The organism is Klebsiella sp. BIGb0399 (assembly GCF_003752615.1).
In the GTDB taxonomy this organism is placed as follows: Bacteria; Pseudomonadota; Gammaproteobacteria; order Enterobacterales; family Enterobacteriaceae; genus Klebsiella; species Klebsiella lignicola.
In genome coordinates, this window is sequence record NZ_RKHT01000005.1 from 1758811 (window position 1) to 1780273 (window position 21463).

The following is a 21463-nucleotide window of genomic DNA, read 5'->3' on the forward strand; positions in this document are numbered from 1 at the left end:
CATGACAGAACTGCCCGCCAGCGTACGCTGGCAACTCTGGATAGTGGCTTTCGGCTTCTTTATGCAGTCGCTGGATACCACTATCGTCAACACCGCCCTCCCCTCCATGGCCCGCAGCCTGGGGGAGAGTCCGCTACACATGCATATGGTGGTGGTTTCCTACGTGCTGACGGTGGCGATCATGCTGCCCGCCAGCGGCTGGCTGGCGGACCGGGTCGGCGTGCGCAATATTTTCTTCAGCGCCATTGTGCTGTTTACCCTCGGCTCCCTGTTTTGCGCCCAGGCTAACACGCTCGATCAGCTGGTCATGGCCCGGGTGCTGCAAGGGGTTGGCGGCGCGATGATGGTGCCCGTAGGTCGCCTGACGGTGATGAAAATCGTCCCGCGTTCGCAATATATGGCGGCCATGACCTTCGTGACCCTCCCCGGCCAGGTCGGGCCGCTGCTCGGTCCGGCCCTCGGCGGTATCCTGGTAGAGTATGCCTCCTGGCACTGGATCTTTTTAATCAACATCCCGGTGGGGATTATCGGCGCCATCGCCACCCTGTGGCTGATGCCGAACTACACCTTACAAACCCGGCGTTTTGATATTTTTGGCTTTATTTTGCTGGCGGCGGGAATGGCCACGTTGACTCTCGCCCTCGACGGTAAAAAAGGACTGGGGATTTCTCCGCTGCTGCTCAGCGCGCTGGTGGTCATTGGCGTCGCCTCAATCCTGCTCTATCTGTGGTACGCCCGGGACAACGATAACGCGCTGTTCAGCCTGAAGCTGTTTCGCAACCGCACCTTCTCCCTCGGGCTCGGCGGGAGCTTTGCCGGGCGCATCGGTAGCGGCATGCTGCCTTTTATGACCCCGGTATTCCTGCAAATTGGCCTCGGCTTCACGCCGTTCCACGCCGGGCTGATGATGATTCCGATGGTCCTCGGCAGCATGGGGATGAAGCGCATTGTGGTGCAGGTGGTGAACCGCTTTGGTTACCGCCGCGTGCTGGTGGTGGCGACCCTCGGCCTGGCGCTGGTCAGCCTGCTGTTTATGGCCGTTGCGCTGGCGGGCTGGTACTGGCTGCTGCCGGTGGTGCTGGTATTGCAAGGCATGATCAACTCCAGCCGTTTCTCCTCAATGAATACTCTGACCCTGAAAGACCTGCCGGATGAGCTGGCCAGCAGCGGCAACAGCCTGTTGTCGATGATCATGCAGCTGTCGATGAGTATCGGCGTCACCATCGCCGGGATCCTGCTCGGGATGTTCGGCCAGCAGCATCTGAGCGCTGACCCGGCAACCGTTCATCAGATCTTCTTCTATACCTATCTGTGCATGGCGGCGATCATTGCGCTCCCGGCGTTTATTTTTTCCCGTGTGCCGGACGAGACCGGCAGCAACACCACCATCGCCCGTCGTAGCCGTCATAAAAGGAGTGAGCCGTGAAGTACTGGCGTCCGGGGATTACCGGCAAACTGTTTCTGGCCATTTTAGCCACCTGTATCGTGCTGCTTATCAGCATGCACTGGGCGGTGCGCATCAGCTTTGAACGGGGGTTCATCGACTATATCAAGCGCGGTAACGAACAGCGCCTGACCCTGCTGGGCGATGCGCTGAGCGAGCAGTACTCCCTGCACGGCAGCTGGAAATTCCTGCGCAACAACGATCGCTTTATTTTCCAGATCTTAAAATCGTTTGACCGCGAGAGCGACGATCGTGCCTCCGGCGGACGCCGAATGAACGGCGGCGGATCGCCCTACGATCGCCCCGGCCACGATGGCCCGCCGCCAGAAGGCCCACCCGACGGACCACCGGGCGGCCCACGCGGTCCCGGCCCGGATATGCCGCCGCACGGCTGGCGCACCATGTTCTGGGTTGTCGACCAGAAAGGCCGGGTGCTGGTCGGCCCGCCGGAAAAGCTGCCGGAAGATGGCACCCGACGCGACATTATGGTCAACGGCGTGCGGGTCGGCATGGTGGTGGCCTCGCCGGTTGAGCGCCTGACGCGCAATACCGATATCAATTTCGATCGCCAGCAAAAGCGCACCAGCTGGCTGATTGTCGCCCTCGCCACATTGCTGGCGGCGCTGGCGACCTTCCCGCTGGCCCGCGGCCTGCTGGCACCGGTGAAACGGCTGGTTGAAGGGACCCATCGTCTGGCGGCGGGGGATTTCAGCACCCGCGTTACCGCCACCAGCAGCGACGAGCTTGGCCGTCTGGCGCAGGATTTTAACCAGCTTGCCAGCACTCTTGAACGCAACCAGCAGATGCGCCGCGATCTGATGGCGGATATCTCCCATGAGCTGCGCACTCCGCTGGCGGTACTGCGCGGCGAACTGGAAGCGATTCAGGACGGCGTGCGTAAATTCACCCCAGACTCCATTACCTCACTGCAGGCTGAAGTCGCCACCCTCACCAAACTGGTGGACGATCTGCACCAGCTGTCGATGTCCGATGAAGGCGCGCTGGCCTATCAGAAAACCTCGGTCGACATCATTACCCTGCTGGAAGTGGCGGCGGGCGCTTTCCGCGAACGTTTTGCCAGCCGGGGGCTGAGCATCAAGGTGTCGCTGCCGGAAAGCGCGATGATTTTTGGCGATGGCGATCGCCTGATGCAGCTGTTTAATAACCTGCTGGAAAACAGCCTCCGCTATACCGATAGCGGCGGACAGCTGCTGATCAGCGCCAGCCAGAGCGGTCAACGCCTGATTCTGGATTTCGCCGACAGCGGTCCGGGGGTCAGCGACCAGCAGCTGGAGCGGCTGTGCGAACGTTTTTATCGCGCCGAAGGTTCTCGCAATCGTGCCAGTGGCGGCTCTGGGCTGGGGCTGGCGATCTGTGTCAATATTGTGGCTGCCCATGGCGGCAGCTTACGCGCCGACCATTCGCCTTTTGGCGGGGTTAGCATTAAAGTTGAGTTACCACTGGAACGTGATATATCGAGAGACGTATGAGTGAATTACCTGTTGATGAAAATACCCCACGCATTCTTGTCGTGGAAGATGAACCCAAACTGGGTCAGTTGCTGCTCGACTATCTGCTCGCAGCAGGTTATGCACCGACGCTGATTAATCACGGCGATCAGGTCCTGCCTTACGTTCGTCAAACCCCGCCGCATCTCATCCTGCTGGATCTGATGCTGCCGGGTACCGATGGTCTGACCCTGTGCCGGGAGATCCGTCGCTTCTCCGATGTGCCGGTGGTGATGGTCACCGCCAAAATTGAGGAGATCGACCGGCTGCTGGGGCTGGAAATTGGCGCCGATGATTATATCTGCAAGCCCTACAGCCCACGTGAAGTGGTGGCGCGGGTGAAAACCATTCTTCGCCGCTGCAAGCCGCGCCGGGATCTGCAGGCGCTGGATGCGGAAAGCCCGCTGATCGTCGATGAAGGCCGTTTTCAGGCATCATGGCGCGATAAGCTGCTGGATCTGACCCCCGCCGAGTTCCGCCTGCTGAAAACCCTCTCCCAGGAGCCGGGCAAGGTCTTCTCGCGCGAGCAGCTGCTTAACCACCTGTATGATGATTACCGCGTGGTGACCGACCGCACCATCGACAGCCATATCAAAAACCTGCGGCGCAAGCTGGAGTCGCTGGACACCGAACAGTCGTTTATTCGTGCGGTATATGGCGTCGGCTATCGTTGGGAAGCGGACGCCTGCCGGCTGGCGTAGTGAGCTACCTGCCCGACTATTCCCGGTGGCGCTGCGCTGACCGGGCTACAGGTTTCTGCAACCCGGTAGCCCCGCCTCCGGGGAAACGTCCGCGCCAACGGCCACGAGCTTGCGCATTGATTAAACCCGACGGTTTACTCCCCTCCTCCACAGCGCTACAATGCCCGCCCTTAATGTGTGGGCACTCTCCCTGCGAGAGCGTCTCCCCAACTCGCCGCATCAGGTGTGGCGAATCTGACCTGTCATCAGAACGAGAAAATCATGTTTAAACCGGAACTCCTTTCCCCGGCGGGAACGCTGAAAAATATGCGTTACGCTTTCGCTTATGGCGCCGATGCCGTTTATGCTGGCCAGCCGCGTTACTCTCTGCGCGTGCGCAATAATGAATTCAACCACGAAAACCTGCAGCTGGGCATCAATGAAGCGCATCAGCAGGGCAAAAAATTCTACGTGGTGGTCAATATCGCACCGCATAACGCCAAGCTGAAAACCTTCATTCGCGATCTCAAGCCGGTGGTGGATATGGGGCCGGACGCGCTGATCATGTCCGATCCCGGTTTAATCATGCTGGTGCGCGAGCACTTCCCAGAAATGCAGATCCACCTGTCGGTCCAGGCCAACGCCGTAAACTGGGCGACGGTTAAATTCTGGCAGCAGATGGGCCTCAGCCGGGTGATTCTTTCCCGCGAGCTGTCGCTGGATGAAATTGCCGAGATCCGCAGCCAGGTTCCCGAGATGGAAATTGAGATTTTCGTCCACGGCGCCCTGTGCATGGCCTACTCCGGCCGCTGCCTGCTTTCGGGCTATATCAACAAGCGCGACCCGAACCAGGGTACCTGCACCAACGCCTGCCGCTGGGAATATAACGTTTCGGAAGGCAAAGAAGATATCGTCGGCAACATCGTCCACCAGCAGGAACCGATTCCGGTTCAGACCGTCGAGCCCACCCTGGGCGTCGGCGCGCCGACCGACAAGGTGTTTATGATTGAGGAAGCAAAACGTCCGGGCGAATACATGACCGCCTTCGAAGACGAACACGGCACCTACATCATGAACTCCAAGGACCTGCGCGCCATTGCGCACGTTGAACGCCTGACCCAAATGGGCGTGCATTCGCTGAAAATCGAAGGCCGAACCAAATCCTTCTACTACTGCGCGCGTACCGCTCAGGTTTACCGCAAAGCCATCGACGATGCCGCCGCCGGCAAACCGTTTGATGAAAGCCTGCTGGAAACTCTGGAAGGGCTGGCCCACCGCGGCTATACCGAAGGCTTCCTGCGCCGTCATACCCATGACGACTACCAGAACTACGAGTACGGCTATTCCCTCTCCGAGCGCCAGCAGTTTGTCGGTGAATTTACCGGCGAGCGCAATGGTCAACTGGCGGCCGTGGCGGTGAAAAATAAGTTCTCCGTCGGTGACAGCCTGGAGCTGATGACGCCGCAGGGCAATGTCAATTTCACCCTCGAACATATGGTGAATGCCAAAGGCGAAGCGATGCCGGTCGCCCCTGGCGATGGCTATACCGTCTGGCTGCCGGTTCCGGAAGAGATGGAGCTGCAATACGCGCTGCTGATGCGTAACTTTGCCGGACAGAGCACCCGTAACCCGCACGGGAACTAAGGTACCCTGAATAATTCGAGCTGCAGGCAGCAAAACCAACTGACATGCAACTTGAAATAAGATGGTTTAGTAGGGTTATTTTTTCACGGAATAAAGATATTAGAAACGGATCACACACCGCTTCGCTTGAAGCGGGTATCATCCATTCTGCTGAAAAACATAACCCATAAATGCTAGCTGTACCAGGAACCACCTCCTTAGCCTGCGTAATCTCCCTTACGCGGGCTTATTTTTTTACCCTCTGCTACAACCCAGGCCTGTCGTACTTCTCACGATAAGTGGTGCAAAATATCCATCCCCGGCGTCATGCGGTACACTTTCTGCATCTTGTGCAAAAAGGAAGCCATACCCATGTCCACGTTTCCAGCCAGCTTACTGATTCTCAACGGCAAAGGGGCGAACGACCCCCAGCTACGTGAAGCAATCACCCTGTTACGCGAAGAAGGCGTCGACATCCATGTCCGCGTGACCTGGGAAAAAGGCGATGCCGTCCGGTATGTCGACGAGGCCATACAGCTTGAGGTCGGCACGGTGATTGCTGGCGGCGGTGATGGCACCATCAATGAAGTCGCCACCGCGCTGGTTCAGCGTGAATGTCAGGCCGCGCTCGGGATTTTGCCGTTGGGCACCGCCAACGACTTCGCCACCAGCGTCGGCATCCCGCAGGATTTAGCCAGCGCGCTGAAGCTGGCGATTGTTGGCCGTGACGTGGCGATAGACGTCGCGCGGGTTAACGACAAGACCGGCTTTATTAATATGGCCACCGGCGGTTTTGGTACCCGGATCACCACCGAAACGCCGGAAAAACTCAAAGCCGCGCTCGGCGGCATCTCCTATCTGATTCATGGCCTGATGCGCATGGATACCCTGAAGCCCGACCGCTGCGAAATTCGCGGCGAGAACTTCAGCTGGCAAGGGAACGCGCTGGTGATCGGTATCGGCAACGGTCGTCAGGCCGGCGGCGGCCAGCAGCTCTGCCCGCAGGCGCTGATTAACGACGGCCTGCTGCACGTGCGGGTCTTTACCGGCGAAGAGCTCCTTCCGGCGCTGTTCACCACCCTGGCGAATCCCGACAACTCCCCGAACCTGGTGGATGGCGTATCGTCATGGTTTGAGATTTCCGCCCCCCATGAGATGACGTTTAACCTCGACGGTGAACCGCTCAGCGGCACACATTTCCGCATGGAAGTGCTGCCCGGCGCCCTGCGCTGCCGCCTGCCGCCGGACTGTGCATTGCTGAAATAACTCAAATTGCGCCGGTGCCTCATCCCTGATGCACCGGCATACTCCTCAGTAGGCGGCCACTTCGCGCGCCATCTCCCGGGTATAGCGCTGGCTGGCGGTAACCAGCATTTGCGTATAGGCCGTCTGCGCATCACCGTTGACCAGGGCATCCACCGTCAGCGTCTCAAGGATTTTGCCGTGCTGCATCACCGCCACCTTCTGGCACAGATGCGCTATCACCCCTAAATCATGGGTCACCATCAGATAGGTTAGGCGGGACTCCTGCTGCAGCTCCGCCAGTAGATTGAGGATTTCGGCCTGCACGGATACGTCCAGCGCCGAGGTCGGCTCATCCAGCAGCAGCACCTGCGGCTCCAGAATCAGCGCCCGGGCGATAGCCACTCGCTGGCGCTGACCGCCGGAAAGCTGGTGCGGATAACGGTCACGAAAAGCGCGGTTCAGCCCCACCCGATCCAGCAGGGTATTCACCCGCCGGTCGCGATCGCCGATGCCGTGGATCTGCAGCGGCTCTTCGAGGATATCACCGATGGTATGCCGCGGATGCAGCGATCCGTAGGGGTCCTGAAACACCATCTGCACCTGCCGACAGCGCTCGCGGCGAATCTGATGATCCAGCGCGTGGCCGTCGATCGACAGCGCGCCCTGCCAGTGGGTGAACAGCCCCGCCAGGCACTTCAGCACGGTGGTCTTCCCGGAACCGGACTCTCCCACCAGCCCGTAAATCTCCCCCGGCTGCACCTGAAAACTGACGTCGTACAGAACCTGGTTACGCTTCTCACCTTCGCCAAACACCAGGTTCAGGTTGTTAACTTCAATCATCATCCGCTCCTTATTCCGTAAGCCAGCTGGCCTGGCGCTGTAGCACCGGCAGCACCGGGCGACGATGTTGCATATCCGGTAACGCGTTAATCAGCCCCTGCGTGTAGGGATGGCGGGCGTTATCGAGTTCGTTGGCCGCAATGGACTCCACCACCCGTCCGGCGTACATCACCAGCACCCGGTCGCAAAAACTGCGCACCAGGTTGATGTCGTGGCTGATAAAAATCAGCCCCAGCCCGCGCGACTTGACGAGGTCATCGAGCAGCCCCAGCACCTGCAGGCGCACGGAGACGTCCAGCGCCGACGTCGGTTCATCGGCGATGATCAGCTCCGGGTCGGTGATTAACATCATGGCGATCATGATCCGCTGCCCCTGGCCGCCGGAAATCTCGTGCGGATACAGGCGGTAGACCCGCTGCGGATCGCGGATACGCACGACGTCCAGCATCTCCAGCGCTTTGGCTCTGGCCTGCGCTTTACGCCCGGGGTTGTGGGTCAGCCAGGCTTCGGCCACCTGATCCCCAACGCACACCACCGGGTTCAGCGAGTATTTCGGGTCCTGCATAATCATCGAGATGCGCTTGCCGCGGATGGTGCGCATTTGCGCTTCGCTCTGCTGGCGCAAATCGATATCGCCAAACTGCATGCGGCTGGCGGTGATCCGCGCCTTTTTCGGGTGCAGATGCAGCAGCGCCCGCCCGACGGTGGATTTTCCCGAGCCGGACTCCCCAACAATCGCCAGTTTTTCCCGGCCCAGTTGGAAGGAGACGCCGCGCACCGCATGGGTCACCGCGCCGCCGTTGACAAAATCGACGCACAGATCGCCGACGTCGAGTAGTGGTGCATTATTCGCTGCGAGGATCGAGGATGTCACGTAAGCCATCTCCTAAGAAGTTGAATGCCAGGCTGTTAATCAGAATCGCCAGCCCCGGAATCGTTACTACCCACCAGCACTCCATCATGTAGGTGCGCCCGCTGGAGATCATCGCCCCCCACTCCGGCTCCGGCGGCTGCGCGCCAAGGCCGAGGAAGCCCAGACCGGCGGCGGTCAAAATAATCCCGGCCATATTCATGGTGATGCGGATAATCACCGACGGCAGGCACAGCGGGACGATGTGTTTCCACAGCACCCGCGCCGGAGAAGCGCCCTGCAAACGCACGGCGGAGATAAAATCCGCCTGGCGCAGCGACAGGGTTTCAGCCCGCGCCAGACGCGCAATCGGCGGCCACGCAGTCAGGGTGATGGCAATCACCACATGCTCCAGCCCCGGGCCTAATGCCGCCACAAACGCCAGCGCCAGCACCAGGCTCGGGAAGGAGATGAAGATATCGGTCACCCGCATCAGCACCATATCCACCTTGCCACCGAAGTAACCGGCGCTCACCCCCAGCAGCAGGCCCAGCGGCCCAACGGTGACCGACACCAGCAGCACGATATACAGAGTGATCCGCGAACCGTAGACCAGGCGGCTGAAGATATCGCGGCCAAACTCATCGGTGCCGAACCAGTGTTGGGCATCCGGCGCGCTGAGCGCATTGTTCAGATCCTGAACCAGCGGGTTGTAGGGGGCGATCCACGGGGCGAAAATCGCCACGATCAGCAGCAGGCTGATAATCCCGCCGCCCACCGCCGTCAGCGGGTTGCGCGCCATTTTACCGATGAATCCGGCGCCCCACGCCAGGGTGCGCATAACCCGCCGGCGGCCTTCAGTACCGCCGCGTTGCAGCGGCGTCTCCAGAGAAACGGTCATGATTTGGTCCTCGGGTCAAAGCATTGATACAACATGTCAGAGAGCAGGTTGAGCATGACGAAGATCACCCCGACCAGCAGCACGCAGCCCATCACCGCATTCATGTCGCCCAGCAACAGGCTGCCGGTCAGATAAGAGCCGAAGCCCGGCCACGAGAAGACGGTTTCAATCAGCACCGCCCCTTCCAGCAAGGCGCCGTAGGCCAGCGCCACCACGGTGAGCAGCTGTACCAGGATATTGCGGAACGCGTGATTCCAGATAACCTGGCGCTCGGTTAAGCCCTTCACCCTGGCGGTGATAATGAACTCCTGAGACAGCTGCGCCAGCATAAAGCTGCGGGTCATGCGGCTGATGTAGGCCAGCGAGTGAAAGCCCAGTAAAGAGGCCGGCAGGATCAGGTGGTTGATGGCGTTCCAGAACACCTGGCTGTTGCCCGCCAGCAGCGCGTCGACGGTCATCAACCCGGTGCGTCGCGGCACGATGCCGTCGAGACCGAGATCCACCCGTCCGGCACCACCGACCCATCCCAGCCAGGCATAGAACACCAGCAGCCCCACCATCCCGACCCAGAAGATCGGCGTCGAATAGCCAGCGAGGCTGATAATACGCACCACGTAATCGCTCAGGCTGTTGCGCCGCGCCGCCGCCAGCACGCCCAGCGGAATGCCGAGACCGGCGCCGACGATAATCGCCATGGTCGCCAGCTCCATGGTGGCCGGGAAGACGCGGATAATATCGTCCATCACCGGTTTACCGGTCAGCAACGCATTGCCTAAATCGCCGTGCATCAGGTTGTAGAAGTAGATCGCAAACTGCGTGGGCAGCGAGCGGTCAAAGCCCATCTGCTGATAGACCTGTTGATAGGTGCTCTGATCGGCATCCGGGCCAACAATCGCCAGCACCGGGTCGATAGGCATCACCCGGCCGATGGTGAAGGTCAGCAGCAGCAGGCCAAACAGGGTGATCGCGACCTGCAGCAGACGGGTTGAAAAGCGCCGGGCGCGAGAGCCGGGGGAAAACAGCATGGTGCTCATCCTTTCTCTCCTTCGCTGACTTTATAGACGTCGCGTAAAAAAGTGGTGGCGGAGGGGTGCGGCTGATAGTCCTTGACCTCATGACGCACCACCACCGAATCCACCATTTGTGACAACGGGATCAGGGCCGGCACCAGTTGGTCGTAGCGGGTCTGAATCGCCTGGTAGTCAGCGACCTGTTTTTGCGGATCGCGTTCGAGCAACGCGCGGTCGATCATCTCGTTGAGCGGCTTATCGTAGAAACCGGTACGCCAGCCCTGGAAGTTGGTCAGCCGGGCGGCATCGCTGTTATCCGGGTTGTAGACCAGCGCGCGCAGGCTGGAGTGCGGATGCGGCTCCATGCCGCTGCCGCCGCGGCCCACCAGCAGGTCGAACTGACGCTCGCGCATCGCGCCGTAGATCTGGTTGCCGGTACCGGTGATGATTTTGGCGTTAATGCCCGCCTGCATCAGCGTCGACTGTACGGCGATAGCAATGTTGAGGAACGGCTGGTCGGACAGCACCCGCAAGGTGGTGTCAAACCCGTCGGGATAGCCGGCTTCGGCCAGCAGTTTTTTCGCCCGAGGAATATCCAGCCGGTAGCCAGGGTCCGGCAGCGTCGAGGGCATCCCCGCTTTGATTGGGCGCTGATGCAGCACGCCATAGCCCGGCATCAGCGCTTTATTTATGCCCTGATAGTCAATCAGATAGCGCAGCGCCTCACGCACTTTCGGGTTGGCGAAATGCGGCTCCTTCATGCTCATCGCCACGTAGTACATCGTCCCGCGCTGAACCGCATCGATGCTCAGAGCCGGGTCATGGCGCAGCGCGTTGATATCCGACACCGCCATATTGCTGGCAATATCCAGATCGCCCTTCTCAACCATCAGACGCAGCGTTTGCGACTCCTGGAAATGGCGCAGCACCACCCGGCTCATCTTCGCCTCACCGCGCCAGTAGTTCGGGTTACGCTGCATGCGCAGGACATCTTTGGCCTGCCAGGTTTCCAGCATAAACGGCCCGGAACCGGCTTCGTGGGTGGTCAGCCAGCGGTTGCCCCAGTCGTTATCCTTCTCGTGGCTTTGCACCGTTTTGCTGTCGAGCACGCCGAGATTGCCCAGCGCGCCCAGCGAGTAAAGCACCAGCTGTGGGTCGTTGGCTTTCGGCAGAGCGATTTGCAGGGTGTAGTCATCCAGCGCCGTCACCTGCTTATCGATGTTATCTTTGCTAAAGCCGTACGATTTCCACACCGAAGCCTGGGCAAGATTGAGGTGCAGGATACGCCGCATCGACCACACCGCATCCGCCGCGGTAAGCGGGTTACCCGAGTGAAATTTTACGTCCTTGCGCAGGTGGAAAGTCAGGGAACTGCCGTCCGGGGCAATGTCCCAGGACTCCGCCAGCGCCGGGCGCACATGGGTCAGCTGCTGCGGGTCAAGCTCCACCAGCGAGTCGTAGAGGTTAACGACGATCCCCACCACTTCGTTGCCGGTCATCGCCGCCGGGTCGAGGGTGAGCAGGTTATTCATGTTCATGCCGATAATGAGCTGGTCGGGCGGCGTTTTGGCGTACGCCCCCCCACCCCCCATACTTATGGCGAGCGCGAGTAAACACGCTCCCATCAGGGAAGTTCTTTTCATGTCGGTATCGCCTGTAGGGTACGCCCGCCGTCGCCCGTGCCTGCGGTTACGCTGCACGAGCAAGGAGGGCTGGTTTTATTGTTATAGGGCGCTGCTGGTTATGGCTCAGTCGTGGCTGACGGTATGCGCTTCAATCCAGTTAAAGTTGATATCTTCGCCAAGGCCCGGACGTTGGGACAAATGCACAAAGCCCTCGTCGTCCATCGGGTCGACGATGCTGTTCAGGTACGCCGCCGGCTGGTCATAATCGAGGAACGGGTGCAGTAAACCGCGCTCGTACCAGCGACAGTTGCGGATCGCCCCGACCACCGCGAGGCTCGCGGCGCCGTTGCCGTGAACTTCGCAATCCATGCCGAAGGATTCCGCCAGCGCCGCCACCTTCATGGTTGGCGTAATCCCGCCCACGCCATTGGCCCCGGCACGCAGAATGTCGCAGGCGCCGGCCTTGACCCACTCCGCACGCATATGGTGTTTGCCGCCGAAGCTTTCCGGGCCGACGATCGGGATGGTCAGATTTTCAGCCAGCCAGGCGTAGGACGACATAGAGTCCTCTTCCATCGGCTCTTCAAACCATGCGAAGTCGAGTTTTTCCAGCTCCTTACCGATCCATAACGCCTCGGCGCGGCTGTACCAGTGGTAGCCGTCGATCATTAAATCAATGTCTGGCCCCACCGCTTCCCGCACCGCCGCGCAGGCTTTGATATCCATTTTCGGGTTCGGCGCAAAGGAGACCGGCGGCATCCAGGTATGCAGCTTGATGGCTTTATAGCCGCGGGCGACCAACTGTTCCGCGAAGTCCGCGTACTCCTGCGGCGTGGAGAGCCCGCCGGGCAGATCGTCGCCGCACATGGTGCTGCCGTAGGCCAGCACCTTATCGCGATAGCCGCCAAGCAGCTTATAGACCGGCATATTGAGTTTACGGCCAATCAGATCCCACAGCGCCTGCTCGATAAATGACAACGCGCGTTCGGTCAGCTGGTGCGCGCTGCCGCGCTGCCAGTGGTTGAGATCCTGCCAGATGCGCTCACGGTTAAAGGGGTCCTGCCCCACCAGCACTTTGCGAAAGAAGGTATTCACCACAAACGGCCGCACGATCTCCGGCGGCGAGAAGGAGAAGCCCTGGCTGCCGTCATCGGCAGTAATGGTCAGCATCGCCATTTTCGCCATGCTCTCTGCCCCGGGATGAGAGTGACCGGCGCTGTCGGAGACCCGACGGGTGGGATACTCAAAAACGGTCACGTTTACAGATTCAATTTTCATTATTAGTCCTTAGTACAGAGCACCTGAACGCATTCACCTGAAATGGGCGCAACAGAGTAAATCCGGAAAAACGGGCTCGTTTAATTGAAAAAGCGTTTCAATTACTAATCTAAGCACAAATTTGTAACACTGCCTCGGACAAATTCCGCTAAGCAACGGCAGAAATTTGGGCATTGGCACGACAAGGCGTGATTGTTTTCACAAAAGAGGGGCGAAATGTGATGGCGGTCGACAGGGCGTTTGAGAGCGGTGAGCGCAGCACGATGGGACGAACAGACCGTTTACATCGCCAGGGATGCCGCGCTCACCAGAAGGGTCGTTATCCTGCGGCCAGCACCGGCTCAGATTGCCGCTGCAGCCACTCGGTTAACGAATGATGACGGGCCACGGCGCCGTTAAAGCGCGGATGCTGGCAATCCGACGCCACAACCACCGTTGGAATACCTGCCGCCTGCGCGGCACAAAAACCATGATAGCTGTCTTCAAACACCAGGCACTGTCCGGCGCTCAGGCCGAGCCTGCGCAGAGTTGACAGGTACACCGCCGGATGCGGTTTTCCCCATTCATCGTCATCGGCGCTGGAAATCACGTCAAAGTACGGCCGCAGGGACAGCTTATCCAGCACCGCGGAAATCACCTGATGGGACGATGAGGTCGCCAGCGCAATGCGGTAACCCTGCTGGCGAGCATAGGCGAAGACCTCGTCAACGCCGCGCATCGCCTGGCCTTCTGCAGCGATCAGCCCGGTGATGCGGCCTAAAATGAGCGGCTCCAGCTGGTCAGGGGTGAGCGCCAGCCGGCAGTGCTGACACCACACCCGGGCAATGTCATCCAGCCGTTTGCCCTTGGTCAGAGCTTCGCATTCGCTCTCGCTGACCGTGGCGCCCAGGCTGGCCAGCGCTTCCCTCTGCGCCCGGCGCCACAGCGCTTCTGAATCAATAATGACGCCATCCATGTCAAAAATAACCGCTTTCATGCTTAGCTTCTCTCTTCTGACCGGGCGGATATGACCGCCATATTCGCCCGGTAACGACAATCAGGAAAACTCGACGCGCTTGCCGGCAGAGTCCGGCGCTACGGTAAAGCCCGGCTGCTCAACGCGGATAAAGGCGCAGAGGAAAAAGGCCAGCACGTACAGTGCGGTGTAGGCCACCACCACGCCGATGGTGCTGAAGTATGGCAGCAGCACCACCGCAATGGCCGGTGCCAGGAAGTTGGACAGCCCCGCCGACAGGTTATAAACCGAGATAGCCGCCCCTTTGTGCTTCGGCTCCAGCGCCGGGAATACCGCCGCCATCGGCACAAACGCCGCCACAAAAATCCCCAGCGCAATCGCCGGTATCAGCGCCATCGCGAAGTTATGGCCGAAGTGCTGCGGAATGTAGTAAAACGCCAGGCTCGACAGCGCCATCCCGATACAGCCAAACCAGCGCACCACCCGGATCCAGCCCAGCTTTTCACCGAGGATCCCCCACAGCACGTTGGAGAAAATAGTGGTGAAGAAGAACGCCGCCCACACCTGAAGCCACTCGGAGGTGGTAAAGCCCAGCTCATCGACAAACATCAGCGGCATAATTACCGCAAAACCGAACAGCGACAGGGTGTTGATAATCCGCACCATGCTGGAGAGCAAAATATTGCGGTTGGTATAGAGCAGCGTCGCCGCGCGGCCCAGCTCGGCAAACTTCTCGCGGGTAGTGAGATTTTGCATATGCCGCGGTGTCTCAATGTGGCGCAGCGACACCAGGGCGACGATGCCGCCGGTCACGCAGAATACCAGCGCCAGCCATAACGTCCCCAGTTCACCAATATGCGGGATCGTAAAGCTCGGAATATAGCTGCCGAACACGCCAATCCCGATGGAATAGACCGCCCAGAACCAGCCCAACGCCGAACTGGCGCCTTCGCTCTTCACGTTATGGATGATGGCGACGATAAAGGAGTAGAGGAACAGCGGATAGGCAAAGCCACGAATGCCGTAGAACAACAGGATCAGCGGATAGTTGGCATGCCCGAGGCCGAATACCAGGAACAGCACATGGAACACGCACCACAACACGAAGCCAATCAGCATCGTTTTTTGCGGGGTGATAATTTCGGCGACCACACCCGAGATCCACGCCGATAACGCGGCGGCAAGGCCATACAGCGTAAAGGCGAAGGAGGCCTGGGCCGGCGTAAAGCCCAACTCCTTGATGTAGTGTGACAGGAAAGCCAGTTCAAACCCGTCGCCGGTCATGAACACGGCGATAGCGATGTATCCCCATATCAGATTCAGCGGCAAACCGAACCACTGGTTGTTATTCACGGACATAATGACCTCGTTTCTAGGGTGCAGAGAAGCAACTCCGGTGAAACCACCGGAAAGTTTTTATTATTAAAATCAATGATGTCTATAATTCAGGTCGTTCAGATATAACGATTTAAACTGTGCATAGCGCTGCATCAGCGCGTGGTGACGTTCGGGCGCGGCGCGCCAGGTCTGGTAGACCTCCGGCTTTTCGCACACCTCGGCCAGCGGTTTACCGACTGCCAGACAGGCCAGCCTCGCCGCCCCCAGCGCGCCGCCGGTTTCGCCGCCTTTGTGGGTGACCACCGGCATGTTGAGGATATCGGCCAGCAGCTGCGCCCAGAAGGGACTGCGGGCGCCGCCGCCCACCAGCGAGCACTGTGTAATTTGCGTGCCGCTCTCTTTCAGCACCTGCAAACCATCGTTAATGCCGAAACTCACCCCTTCCAGCACCGCGTAGCCCAGCTGGGCGCGCAGGCTGGCGTGCGTCATCCCCCAAAACATCCCACGCGCGTCAGGATCGTTATGCGGCGTGCGCTCCCCGGAGAGATACGGCAGGAACATCGGCGCGTTGGCCTTTTCCGCCTCGCTGAGCTGGGCGATCTCCTCCAGCAGCGCCACTTCGGTGGTGCTGGTTAAGCGGCAGAACCACTGCAGACAGCTGGCGGCGCTGAGCATCACGCTCATCTGGTGCCACAGATTGGGCAGCACATGGCAGAAAGCATGCACCGCCGACTGGGGCGCCGGACGGTAGGCGTCAGTCACCACAAACAGCACCCCGGAAGTGCCGAGGGAGATAAACGCATCTCCCGGCGAAACCGCGCCAACGCCAATGGCGCTGACCGCGTTATCGCCCCCGCCGCCGGCCACCACCACCGAGGCATTTAATCCCCAGCGCGCCGCCACCTGCGGGTCGAGCGTGGCGGAAACCTCGCAGCCTTCGACCAGCGCTGGCATATGGCTTCGCGACAGGCCGCACTTATCCAGCAGTCCATCGGACCAGTCGCGTTTCGCCACGTCCAGCCACAGCGTCCCGGCGGCATCGGACATATCAGAAATTTTTTGCCCGCTCATTTTGTAGCGCAGATAGTCCTTCGGCAGCATCACCGTGGCCGTGCGCTGAAAGTTTTCCGGCTCGTGACGGCGTACCCACAGCAGTTTCGGTGCGGTGAAGCCCGGCATTGCCAGGTTCCCGGCCACCTGATGCAGTTCGGGCGCCATCTCCTCAAGCTCGCGGCACTCCTGCGCGCAGCGGGTGTCGTTCCACAAAATGGCCGGGCGGATCACCTCCCCGCGGCTATCCAGAAGCACCGCCCCGTGCATCTGCCCGGAGAGGCCGATGGCCTTAATCGCGGACCAGTGGCCGGCGCATTTCTCCCGCAGCGTGGCAATCAGGTACTCCGTCGCCTCCCACCAGGCCTGCGGCGCCTGCTCTGACCAATGCTGATGGGGCCGCTGAATACTCAGCGGCGCGCTATGGCTGGCAACCACATCATTGTTCTCGTCAATGACCAGCGCTTTGACTTCCGACGTTCCGAGATCGATTCCTAAATACATCGCGCGCTCCTACTGCATCAGTGAATAGACTGCCGCCACTTTCTCGCGCAGCAGGGCCAGGAAATCATCCCGCTCGCTCAGGGAGCCAAACAGCGCCCGGTCTTTGGCATAGCAGGCGATGGGGTCGCTGGATTCGAACATCTCGTGCACCGCCTGAGCGTCAAGAATGCCGTCCTGGTACTCGTAAGGCAGAGTGCCTTTGTGCCACTGCTCCATAAACACGAAGAACAGCGCCGGCAGCATGGCGGTGGCCTCCGGGCGAGCGCCGCGCTGGTAGCATTCCTGTAACGTCGGGGCGATCATCGCCGGAATTTTCGAGAAGCCATCCGCCGCCACCCGCTGGTTGGTGTCCTGGATGTACGGGTTGGTAAAGCGCTTAAGCACCACGTCGCGATAGGTCGCCAGGTCGATCCCGTTATCTCCCAGGCACGGGATCACATCTTCGGTGACGTAGCGGTCGGCGATGGCGTAGATAAAATCGGTCAGGGTGCTCTCATGGATATAGCGCTGGCCGATCAAGGTTCCGGCCCACGCGATGCAGCTGTGGGAGGCGTTCAGAATGCGGATTTTCGCCTCTTCGTAAGGAATGACCGACGCGACCATCTCCACGCCGACGGCTTCAAGGTCCGGACGCACGTCGCGGAAATTATCTTCAACCACCCACTGAATAAAGGTTTCGCCCATCACCGGCGCACGATCGTCGATGCCGGTTTGCGCTTTAATGCGCGCCGGCAGATCCGCCGCCGGACGCGGCGTGATGCGGTCAACCATGGTGTTCGGGCAGGTCGCATTCTCCGCCAGCCACGCTATCACCGCCTGCTTACCGGTTAACTGCAGGAACTCCACCAGCCCGTCATGAAAACGTTCACCGTTGTGGCGCACGTTATCGCAGTTGAGCAGCGTCAGCGGCCCGGCATTGTCGGCCATCCGCTTTTCCAGAATGCGCGCAATGGTGCCATAAATGGTGGCGCAGCCGCCCTGCAGGTCGGACTGGAGATCCGGGTTGCTGGTTTCCAGCTTATGGCTGGTGTTCAGGTAGTACCCGCCTTCGGTCACGGTGAAGGCAATGACTTTGGTCTGCGGCTGCGCCCCTTCGGCAATCAGCGGTTGCAGGTCGGCCTGCCACGGCAGCAGTTTTTGAATCGAGGTGATCTCTTCGTACTCGCGCTCCCCGTCCGGGCTGACGGTTTCCAGCACATAGCGCCCGTTTTGCGCCGCCAGCGCCTGCACCACCTGCTCGGCATCCGAACGAATATTCCCGGCAGCGATATGCCAGCGCCGATCGCCCCCGGCAATCAGACGATGGAGGTACCACGCCTGATGCGCACGATGAAAAGAACCCAGACCGATGTGAAGCCACGTGTATTGCTGATTCATATGCTGATCTCCTTGAGTGTATGCGGCTCACTGTAGATGATCATTAGACCTAATTAAGAGCGATAGATCACAAAAGATCAATTGACCATTAAAATTACAAATGACCAATTCAGAGCAAAAGCTTGCCTGTTTATAAAACCGCAGCGAAAATGCGGTGATACGGGTTTACCGGCAATCACGCCGGCTGGACAGGCTTAAGGCAGGGGATCATGGGTAAAGAAGATGACATCAGGCTGGATCAGAAGGTCCGCGCGGCATGGATGTACTACATTGCCGGACTCAATCAAAGCGAGATAGCCAGCCAGCTGGGCACCTCAAGGCCGGTGGTCCAGCGTATGATCGCCGCCGCCAAAGAAGAGGGCATCGTCTCCATTGGCCTTCACCACCCGGTGGCAAACTGTCTCGACTATGCGCAACTGCTACAGGAAAAATATCAGCTGATCGCCTGCAATATCGTCCCCGCCTGGAGCGAAGAGAGCACCCTGGAGAGCGTCTCCTTCGGCTGCTATCAGCTGATGGCCCGCTATCTGCAGGACGATAAGGCGAAAATTATCGGCATCGGCTCCGGGCTGACGCTGAAAAAAACCATGCAGCGCATCGACTTTGATAGCCTGAATACCCGTTGCGTGGCGCTGATTAGCGCCATGGATGCCGACGGACAGTGTAACTACTACGATGATGTTCCCCTGCTGCTGGCGCGTAAAATTCAGGCCAAATACTATCAATGGCCCGCGCCGCGCTATGCGCAAACGGTGGATGAACATGAGATGTGGTGCACCAGCCGCCTGTTCCGCAACGTTTCAGGGGTGGCGCAGCAGGCGGACGTGATTTTCGTCGGGATCGGCCCGCTGGGCACCAACAGCCCGATCTTTAAAGACGGTTTTATCAACCAGGCGCAGCTGGACGAACTGACGGCCCAGGGCGGCATCGGCGAGATCCTTGGCCGCTTTATCGATGCCGAAGGCGGCGTGGTGGCGAGCGATATCAACCGGATGATCACCAGCTACGATATTCGCCAGAATCAGTGCCCGCGCATCGCGGTGGCCTGCGGCGAGTACAAGCGCCCGGCGATCCTCGCGGCACTGAAAGGCGGCTGGATCAACGGCCTGGTAACCGATGAGCACACCGCGCGCTGGCTGCTGACCCGCTAGCGGCGGCCGCGCAGGCCGCCCCTGGCAGGCGCTCAGAGATGCTCGCGACTGTCGATCAGCAGCGGCGGGATTTCAATCAGCCGTTTGCTGGCGTCGTCGGCGTCGATAAGGCTAAACACCGCCTCCAGCATCGCCTGTACATTCTGCTGCACCATATCGATATCGTGGCCCAGCAGGAAGACAAACGGGTCCCAGTCAAAACAGCCCATCGGCGGCTGTTCGGTGCCGGTTAACCCCCGCTGCGCCAGCCATCTGACCACCCCTTCAAGCGAGATCGTCGAGTTGACGAAAAAGCCCTGCAGGTGCGCCTCCCCGGCGCCGAAGCGGGCCTGCATGCAGGCTTCCACTTTGCCCTTTGAGTAACCGGGTGCGAGTACATTCTCTTCCGGCACCTCGAGGCCGCGCTGCCGATGCGCATCGCGGAAGCCGCGCAGACGTTCAAGGGTGTTGTGGTCGCTGCTGCGTCCGCCTACGAAAGTCAGCGGCGCCAGGGTGCCGTGACGCCTCAGGCTGTTATCGAGGATTTTATCCGTCAGCGCTCTGGCCCCGGCGTAGTTATCGGAGATAACCGACGGCGCCAGCGTGCCCGGCAGATCGAGATTGACGGTGGGCACCCCCGCCTGCTGGCACAGTTCGGTGATCGTGTCCGGGTTGGTTGCCCCGGTCGCCACCACCCAGTCGACCTGCCAGGAGAGCATCGCTTTGACCGCTTCAATTTCCAGCTCCGGACGGCGGCGGGTACAGGTGATAATCGGCAGCAGGCCGCGCTCACGCGCCATCTCCTCGAAGCTTTCCACCACCGAGCCGAAGTAACGGTTATCGTATTTGGGAACGATCATGCCAATCACATTCGATTTTTTGCTACGCAGCATGCTCGCCTGACGGTTTATCGCATAGCCCTGCTCCTGGGCGATCTGCGTGACCTTTTCCGCCAGCTTTGCGCTGATGCGGCGCTTTTTCCAGTTGCCATTGAGGATCGCGCTCACCGCGCTTGCCGACACGCCGGATAATTCCGCCAGATCGTAGATAGTGATTTTTTTCATTTTCCCAACTTACGTCACAAATTCATTTCGCTGTTAATTTCCCCACTTGCTCAATCGATGAAGCTGGCGCTACATTGGCTTCATCGATTGAGCTACCACTATACTCCATACCGTATTGCGTCACTGATTGCTAACACTTCAGCATATACCAATAAATAGCGTTTAGATTCATTACGTTAACAATATTTCACGCACAATATCAACGCAGGCCCCACGCCTGGCGATGACCCGACAGATTGACCTAAACAGACTCAAAGAAGGATTATAAAATGAACCACTCTGTATCCTCTATGAATACTTCTCTCAACGGTAAAGTCGCAGCGGTCACCGGCGCCGCTTCCGGCATCGGACTCGCCTGCGCCACCACCCTGCTCGCGGCGGGCGCCAAAGTCGTGCTGATCGACCGCGAAGGCGAAAAGCTGAATAAGATTGTGGCTGAACTCGGCGAAAATGCCTTTGCGCTGCAGGTTGATCTGATGCAGGGCGCGCAGGTCGACAACCTGCTGGCGGGCATTCTGGATCTCGCCGGCGGGCTGGATATTTTCCACGCCAACGCCGGCGCCTATATCGGCGGGCCGGTGGCGGAAGGCGACCCGGACGTCTGGGATCGCGTCCTGCACCTCAATACCAACGCTGCCTTCCGCTGCGTGCGCAGCGTGCTGCCGCATATGATCGCGCAGAAATCCGGCGATATTATCTTTACCAGCTCCATCGCCGGGGTGGTGCCGGTTATCTGGGAGCCGATTTACACCGCCTCCAAATTTGCCGTGCAGGCCTTCGTGCACACCACCCGTCGCCAGGTGTCGCAGCATGGGGTGCGGGTCGGGGCCGTCTTGCCGGGCCCGGTGGTAACCGCCCTGCTCGATGACTGGCCAAAAGAAAAAATGGAAGAGGCGCTGGCGAACGGCAGCCTGATGCAGCCCATTGAAGTGGCCGAATCGGTGCTGTTTATGGTGACCCGCTCGAAAAACGTCACCGTTCGCGATCTGGTCATCCTGCCTAACAGCGTGGATCTCTGAACATTAACCCGCCAGGCTTAAG

At 59.6% G+C, this 21463-nt stretch carries 18 protein-coding genes; 7 read left to right on the forward strand and 11 right to left on the reverse strand.

Features of this window, described 5'->3' with window-relative positions; all coding sequences use genetic code 11:
• The first annotated feature begins 1 nt into the window (after position 1).
• From EDF82_RS08645 to yegS, 5 genes are all read left to right on the forward strand, one after another.
• The gene (locus EDF82_RS08645) at positions 2 to 1426 is read left to right on the forward strand and encodes an MFS transporter (RefSeq protein ID WP_123755088.1); all 1425 of its coding nucleotides are present in this window, start codon (positions 2 to 4) and stop codon (positions 1424 to 1426) included.
• Positions 1423 to 2934 (forward strand): two-component system sensor histidine kinase BaeS, encoded by a 1512-nt coding sequence (baeS, locus tag EDF82_RS08650; RefSeq protein WP_123755089.1) that lies wholly within the window; start codon positions 1423 to 1425, stop codon positions 2932 to 2934. The genes EDF82_RS08645 and baeS overlap by 4 nt, the downstream gene beginning before the upstream one ends.
• Complete coding sequence (gene baeR / locus EDF82_RS08655; RefSeq protein WP_123755090.1) at positions 2931 to 3653, forward strand: two-component system response regulator BaeR; 723 nt, start codon at positions 2931 to 2933, stop codon at positions 3651 to 3653. The genes baeS and baeR overlap by 4 nt, the downstream gene beginning before the upstream one ends.
• 261 nt (positions 3654 to 3914) lie before the next feature.
• On the forward strand, positions 3915 to 5276 hold the full coding sequence (yegQ, locus tag EDF82_RS08660) for a tRNA 5-hydroxyuridine modification protein YegQ (RefSeq protein ID WP_123755518.1): 1362 nt from the start codon (positions 3915 to 3917) through the stop codon (positions 5274 to 5276).
• Between the two features lie 351 nt (positions 5277 to 5627).
• Positions 5628 to 6521 (forward strand): lipid kinase YegS, encoded by an 894-nt coding sequence (yegS, locus tag EDF82_RS08665; RefSeq protein ID WP_123755091.1) that lies wholly within the window; start codon positions 5628 to 5630, stop codon positions 6519 to 6521.
• Between the two features lie 45 nt (positions 6522 to 6566).
• Here the strand turns inward: yegS and EDF82_RS08670 are convergent, their stop codons facing one another.
• The 10 genes from EDF82_RS08670 to dalD form a co-directional block, all read right to left on the reverse strand.
• Positions 6567 to 7340: an ABC transporter ATP-binding protein gene (locus tag EDF82_RS08670; RefSeq protein ID WP_123755092.1), complete on the reverse strand. Its 774-nt coding sequence runs from the start codon at positions 7338 to 7340 to the stop codon at positions 6567 to 6569.
• 10 nt (positions 7341 to 7350) lie between these two features.
• Positions 7351 to 8214 carry an ABC transporter ATP-binding protein gene (locus EDF82_RS08675; RefSeq protein ID WP_123755519.1) on the reverse strand — a complete coding sequence of 288 codons (864 nt, stop codon included), beginning with the start codon at positions 8212 to 8214 and terminating at the stop codon, positions 7351 to 7353.
• Positions 8186 to 9091 (reverse strand): ABC transporter permease, encoded by a 906-nt coding sequence (locus EDF82_RS08680; RefSeq protein ID WP_123755093.1) that lies wholly within the window; start codon positions 9089 to 9091, stop codon positions 8186 to 8188. Before EDF82_RS08680 ends, EDF82_RS08675 begins: the two co-directional genes overlap by 29 nt.
• Complete coding sequence (locus tag EDF82_RS08685) at positions 9088 to 10125, reverse strand: ABC transporter permease (protein ID WP_123755094.1); 1038 nt, start codon at positions 10123 to 10125, stop codon at positions 9088 to 9090. The genes EDF82_RS08680 and EDF82_RS08685 overlap by 4 nt, the downstream gene beginning before the upstream one ends.
• Positions 10122 to 11744: an ABC transporter substrate-binding protein gene (locus EDF82_RS08690; protein ID WP_123755095.1), complete on the reverse strand. Its 1623-nt coding sequence runs from the start codon at positions 11742 to 11744 to the stop codon at positions 10122 to 10124. The genes EDF82_RS08685 and EDF82_RS08690 overlap by 4 nt, the downstream gene beginning before the upstream one ends.
• A gap of 105 nt (positions 11745 to 11849) precedes the next feature.
• On the reverse strand, positions 11850 to 13004 hold the full coding sequence (locus EDF82_RS08695; RefSeq protein WP_123755096.1) for a mandelate racemase family protein: 1155 nt from the start codon (positions 13002 to 13004) through the stop codon (positions 11850 to 11852).
• A gap of 319 nt (positions 13005 to 13323) precedes the next feature.
• Positions 13324 to 13980, reverse strand: coding sequence for an HAD family phosphatase (locus EDF82_RS08700; RefSeq protein WP_123755097.1), 657 nt, complete (start codon positions 13978 to 13980; stop codon positions 13324 to 13326).
• A 60-nt stretch (positions 13981 to 14040) separates the two neighbouring features.
• Positions 14041 to 15318 carry an RbtT/DalT/CsbX family MFS transporter gene (locus EDF82_RS08705; RefSeq protein ID WP_123755098.1) on the reverse strand — a complete coding sequence of 426 codons (1278 nt, stop codon included), beginning with the start codon at positions 15316 to 15318 and terminating at the stop codon, positions 14041 to 14043.
• Positions 15319 to 15387: 69 nt separating this feature from the next.
• Positions 15388 to 16851: a xylulokinase gene (xylB, locus tag EDF82_RS08710; RefSeq protein WP_123755099.1), complete on the reverse strand. Its 1464-nt coding sequence runs from the start codon at positions 16849 to 16851 to the stop codon at positions 15388 to 15390.
• Between the two features lie 9 nt (positions 16852 to 16860).
• A complete protein-coding gene (gene dalD, locus EDF82_RS08715; RefSeq protein WP_123755100.1) occupies positions 16861 to 18228 on the reverse strand; it encodes a D-arabinitol 4-dehydrogenase in 1368 nt (455 codons plus the stop codon).
• 209 nt (positions 18229 to 18437) lie between these two features.
• Between dalD and EDF82_RS08720 the strand changes: the two genes are divergently transcribed.
• Positions 18438 to 19379, forward strand: coding sequence for a sugar-binding transcriptional regulator (locus EDF82_RS08720; protein WP_123755101.1), 942 nt, complete (start codon positions 18438 to 18440; stop codon positions 19377 to 19379).
• A gap of 32 nt (positions 19380 to 19411) precedes the next feature.
• On the opposite strand, the gene EDF82_RS08725 is transcribed toward EDF82_RS08720, so the two are convergent.
• Entirely contained in the window at positions 19412 to 20422 is a 1011-nt protein-coding gene (locus EDF82_RS08725) for a substrate-binding domain-containing protein (protein ID WP_123755102.1), read from the reverse strand.
• Between the two features lie 269 nt (positions 20423 to 20691).
• Here EDF82_RS08725 and EDF82_RS08730 point away from each other — a divergent pair, with 269 nt between their 5' ends.
• Positions 20692 to 21441, forward strand: coding sequence for an SDR family oxidoreductase (locus tag EDF82_RS08730; RefSeq protein ID WP_174507887.1), 750 nt, complete (start codon positions 20692 to 20694; stop codon positions 21439 to 21441).
• The last annotated feature ends 22 nt before the right edge of the window (positions 21442 to 21463 follow it).

Bases quoted from the DNA above. Each gene is read 5' to 3' on its own strand.
- baeR (WP_123755090.1), top strand. From the start codon at position 2,931: ATGAGTGAATTACCTGTTGATGAAAATACCCCACGCATTCTTGTCGTG.
- EDF82_RS08670 (WP_123755092.1), bottom strand. From the start codon at position 7,340: ATGATTGAAGTTAACAACCTGAACCTGGTGTTTGGCGAAGGTGAGAAG.
- EDF82_RS08690 (WP_123755095.1), bottom strand. From the start codon at position 11,744: ATGAAAAGAACTTCCCTGATGGGAGCGTGTTTACTCGCGCTCGCCATA.
- EDF82_RS08720 (WP_123755101.1), top strand. From the start codon at position 18,438: ATGGGTAAAGAAGATGACATCAGGCTGGATCAGAAGGTCCGCGCGGCA.
- EDF82_RS08680 (WP_123755093.1), bottom strand. From the start codon at position 9,091: ATGACCGTTTCTCTGGAGACGCCGCTGCAACGCGGCGGTACTGAAGGC.
- yegQ (WP_123755518.1), top strand. From the start codon at position 3,915: ATGTTTAAACCGGAACTCCTTTCCCCGGCGGGAACGCTGAAAAATATG.
- xylB (WP_123755099.1), bottom strand. From the start codon at position 16,851: ATGTATTTAGGAATCGATCTCGGAACGTCGGAAGTCAAAGCGCTGGTC.
- EDF82_RS08685 (WP_123755094.1), bottom strand. From the start codon at position 10,125: ATGAGCACCATGCTGTTTTCCCCCGGCTCTCGCGCCCGGCGCTTTTCA.
- EDF82_RS08705 (WP_123755098.1), bottom strand. From the start codon at position 15,318: ATGTCCGTGAATAACAACCAGTGGTTCGGTTTGCCGCTGAATCTGATA.
- EDF82_RS08725 (WP_123755102.1), bottom strand. From the start codon at position 20,422: ATGAAAAAAATCACTATCTACGATCTGGCGGAATTATCCGGCGTGTCG.
- EDF82_RS08645 (WP_123755088.1), top strand. From the start codon at position 2: ATGACAGAACTGCCCGCCAGCGTACGCTGGCAACTCTGGATAGTGGCT.
- EDF82_RS08700 (WP_123755097.1), bottom strand. From the start codon at position 13,980: ATGAAAGCGGTTATTTTTGACATGGATGGCGTCATTATTGATTCAGAA.
- yegS (WP_123755091.1), top strand. From the start codon at position 5,628: ATGTCCACGTTTCCAGCCAGCTTACTGATTCTCAACGGCAAAGGGGCG.
- EDF82_RS08695 (WP_123755096.1), bottom strand. From the start codon at position 13,004: ATGAAAATTGAATCTGTAAACGTGACCGTTTTTGAGTATCCCACCCGT.
- EDF82_RS08730 (WP_174507887.1), top strand. From the start codon at position 20,692: ATGAACCACTCTGTATCCTCTATGAATACTTCTCTCAACGGTAAAGTC.
- dalD (WP_123755100.1), bottom strand. From the start codon at position 18,228: ATGAATCAGCAATACACGTGGCTTCACATCGGTCTGGGTTCTTTTCAT.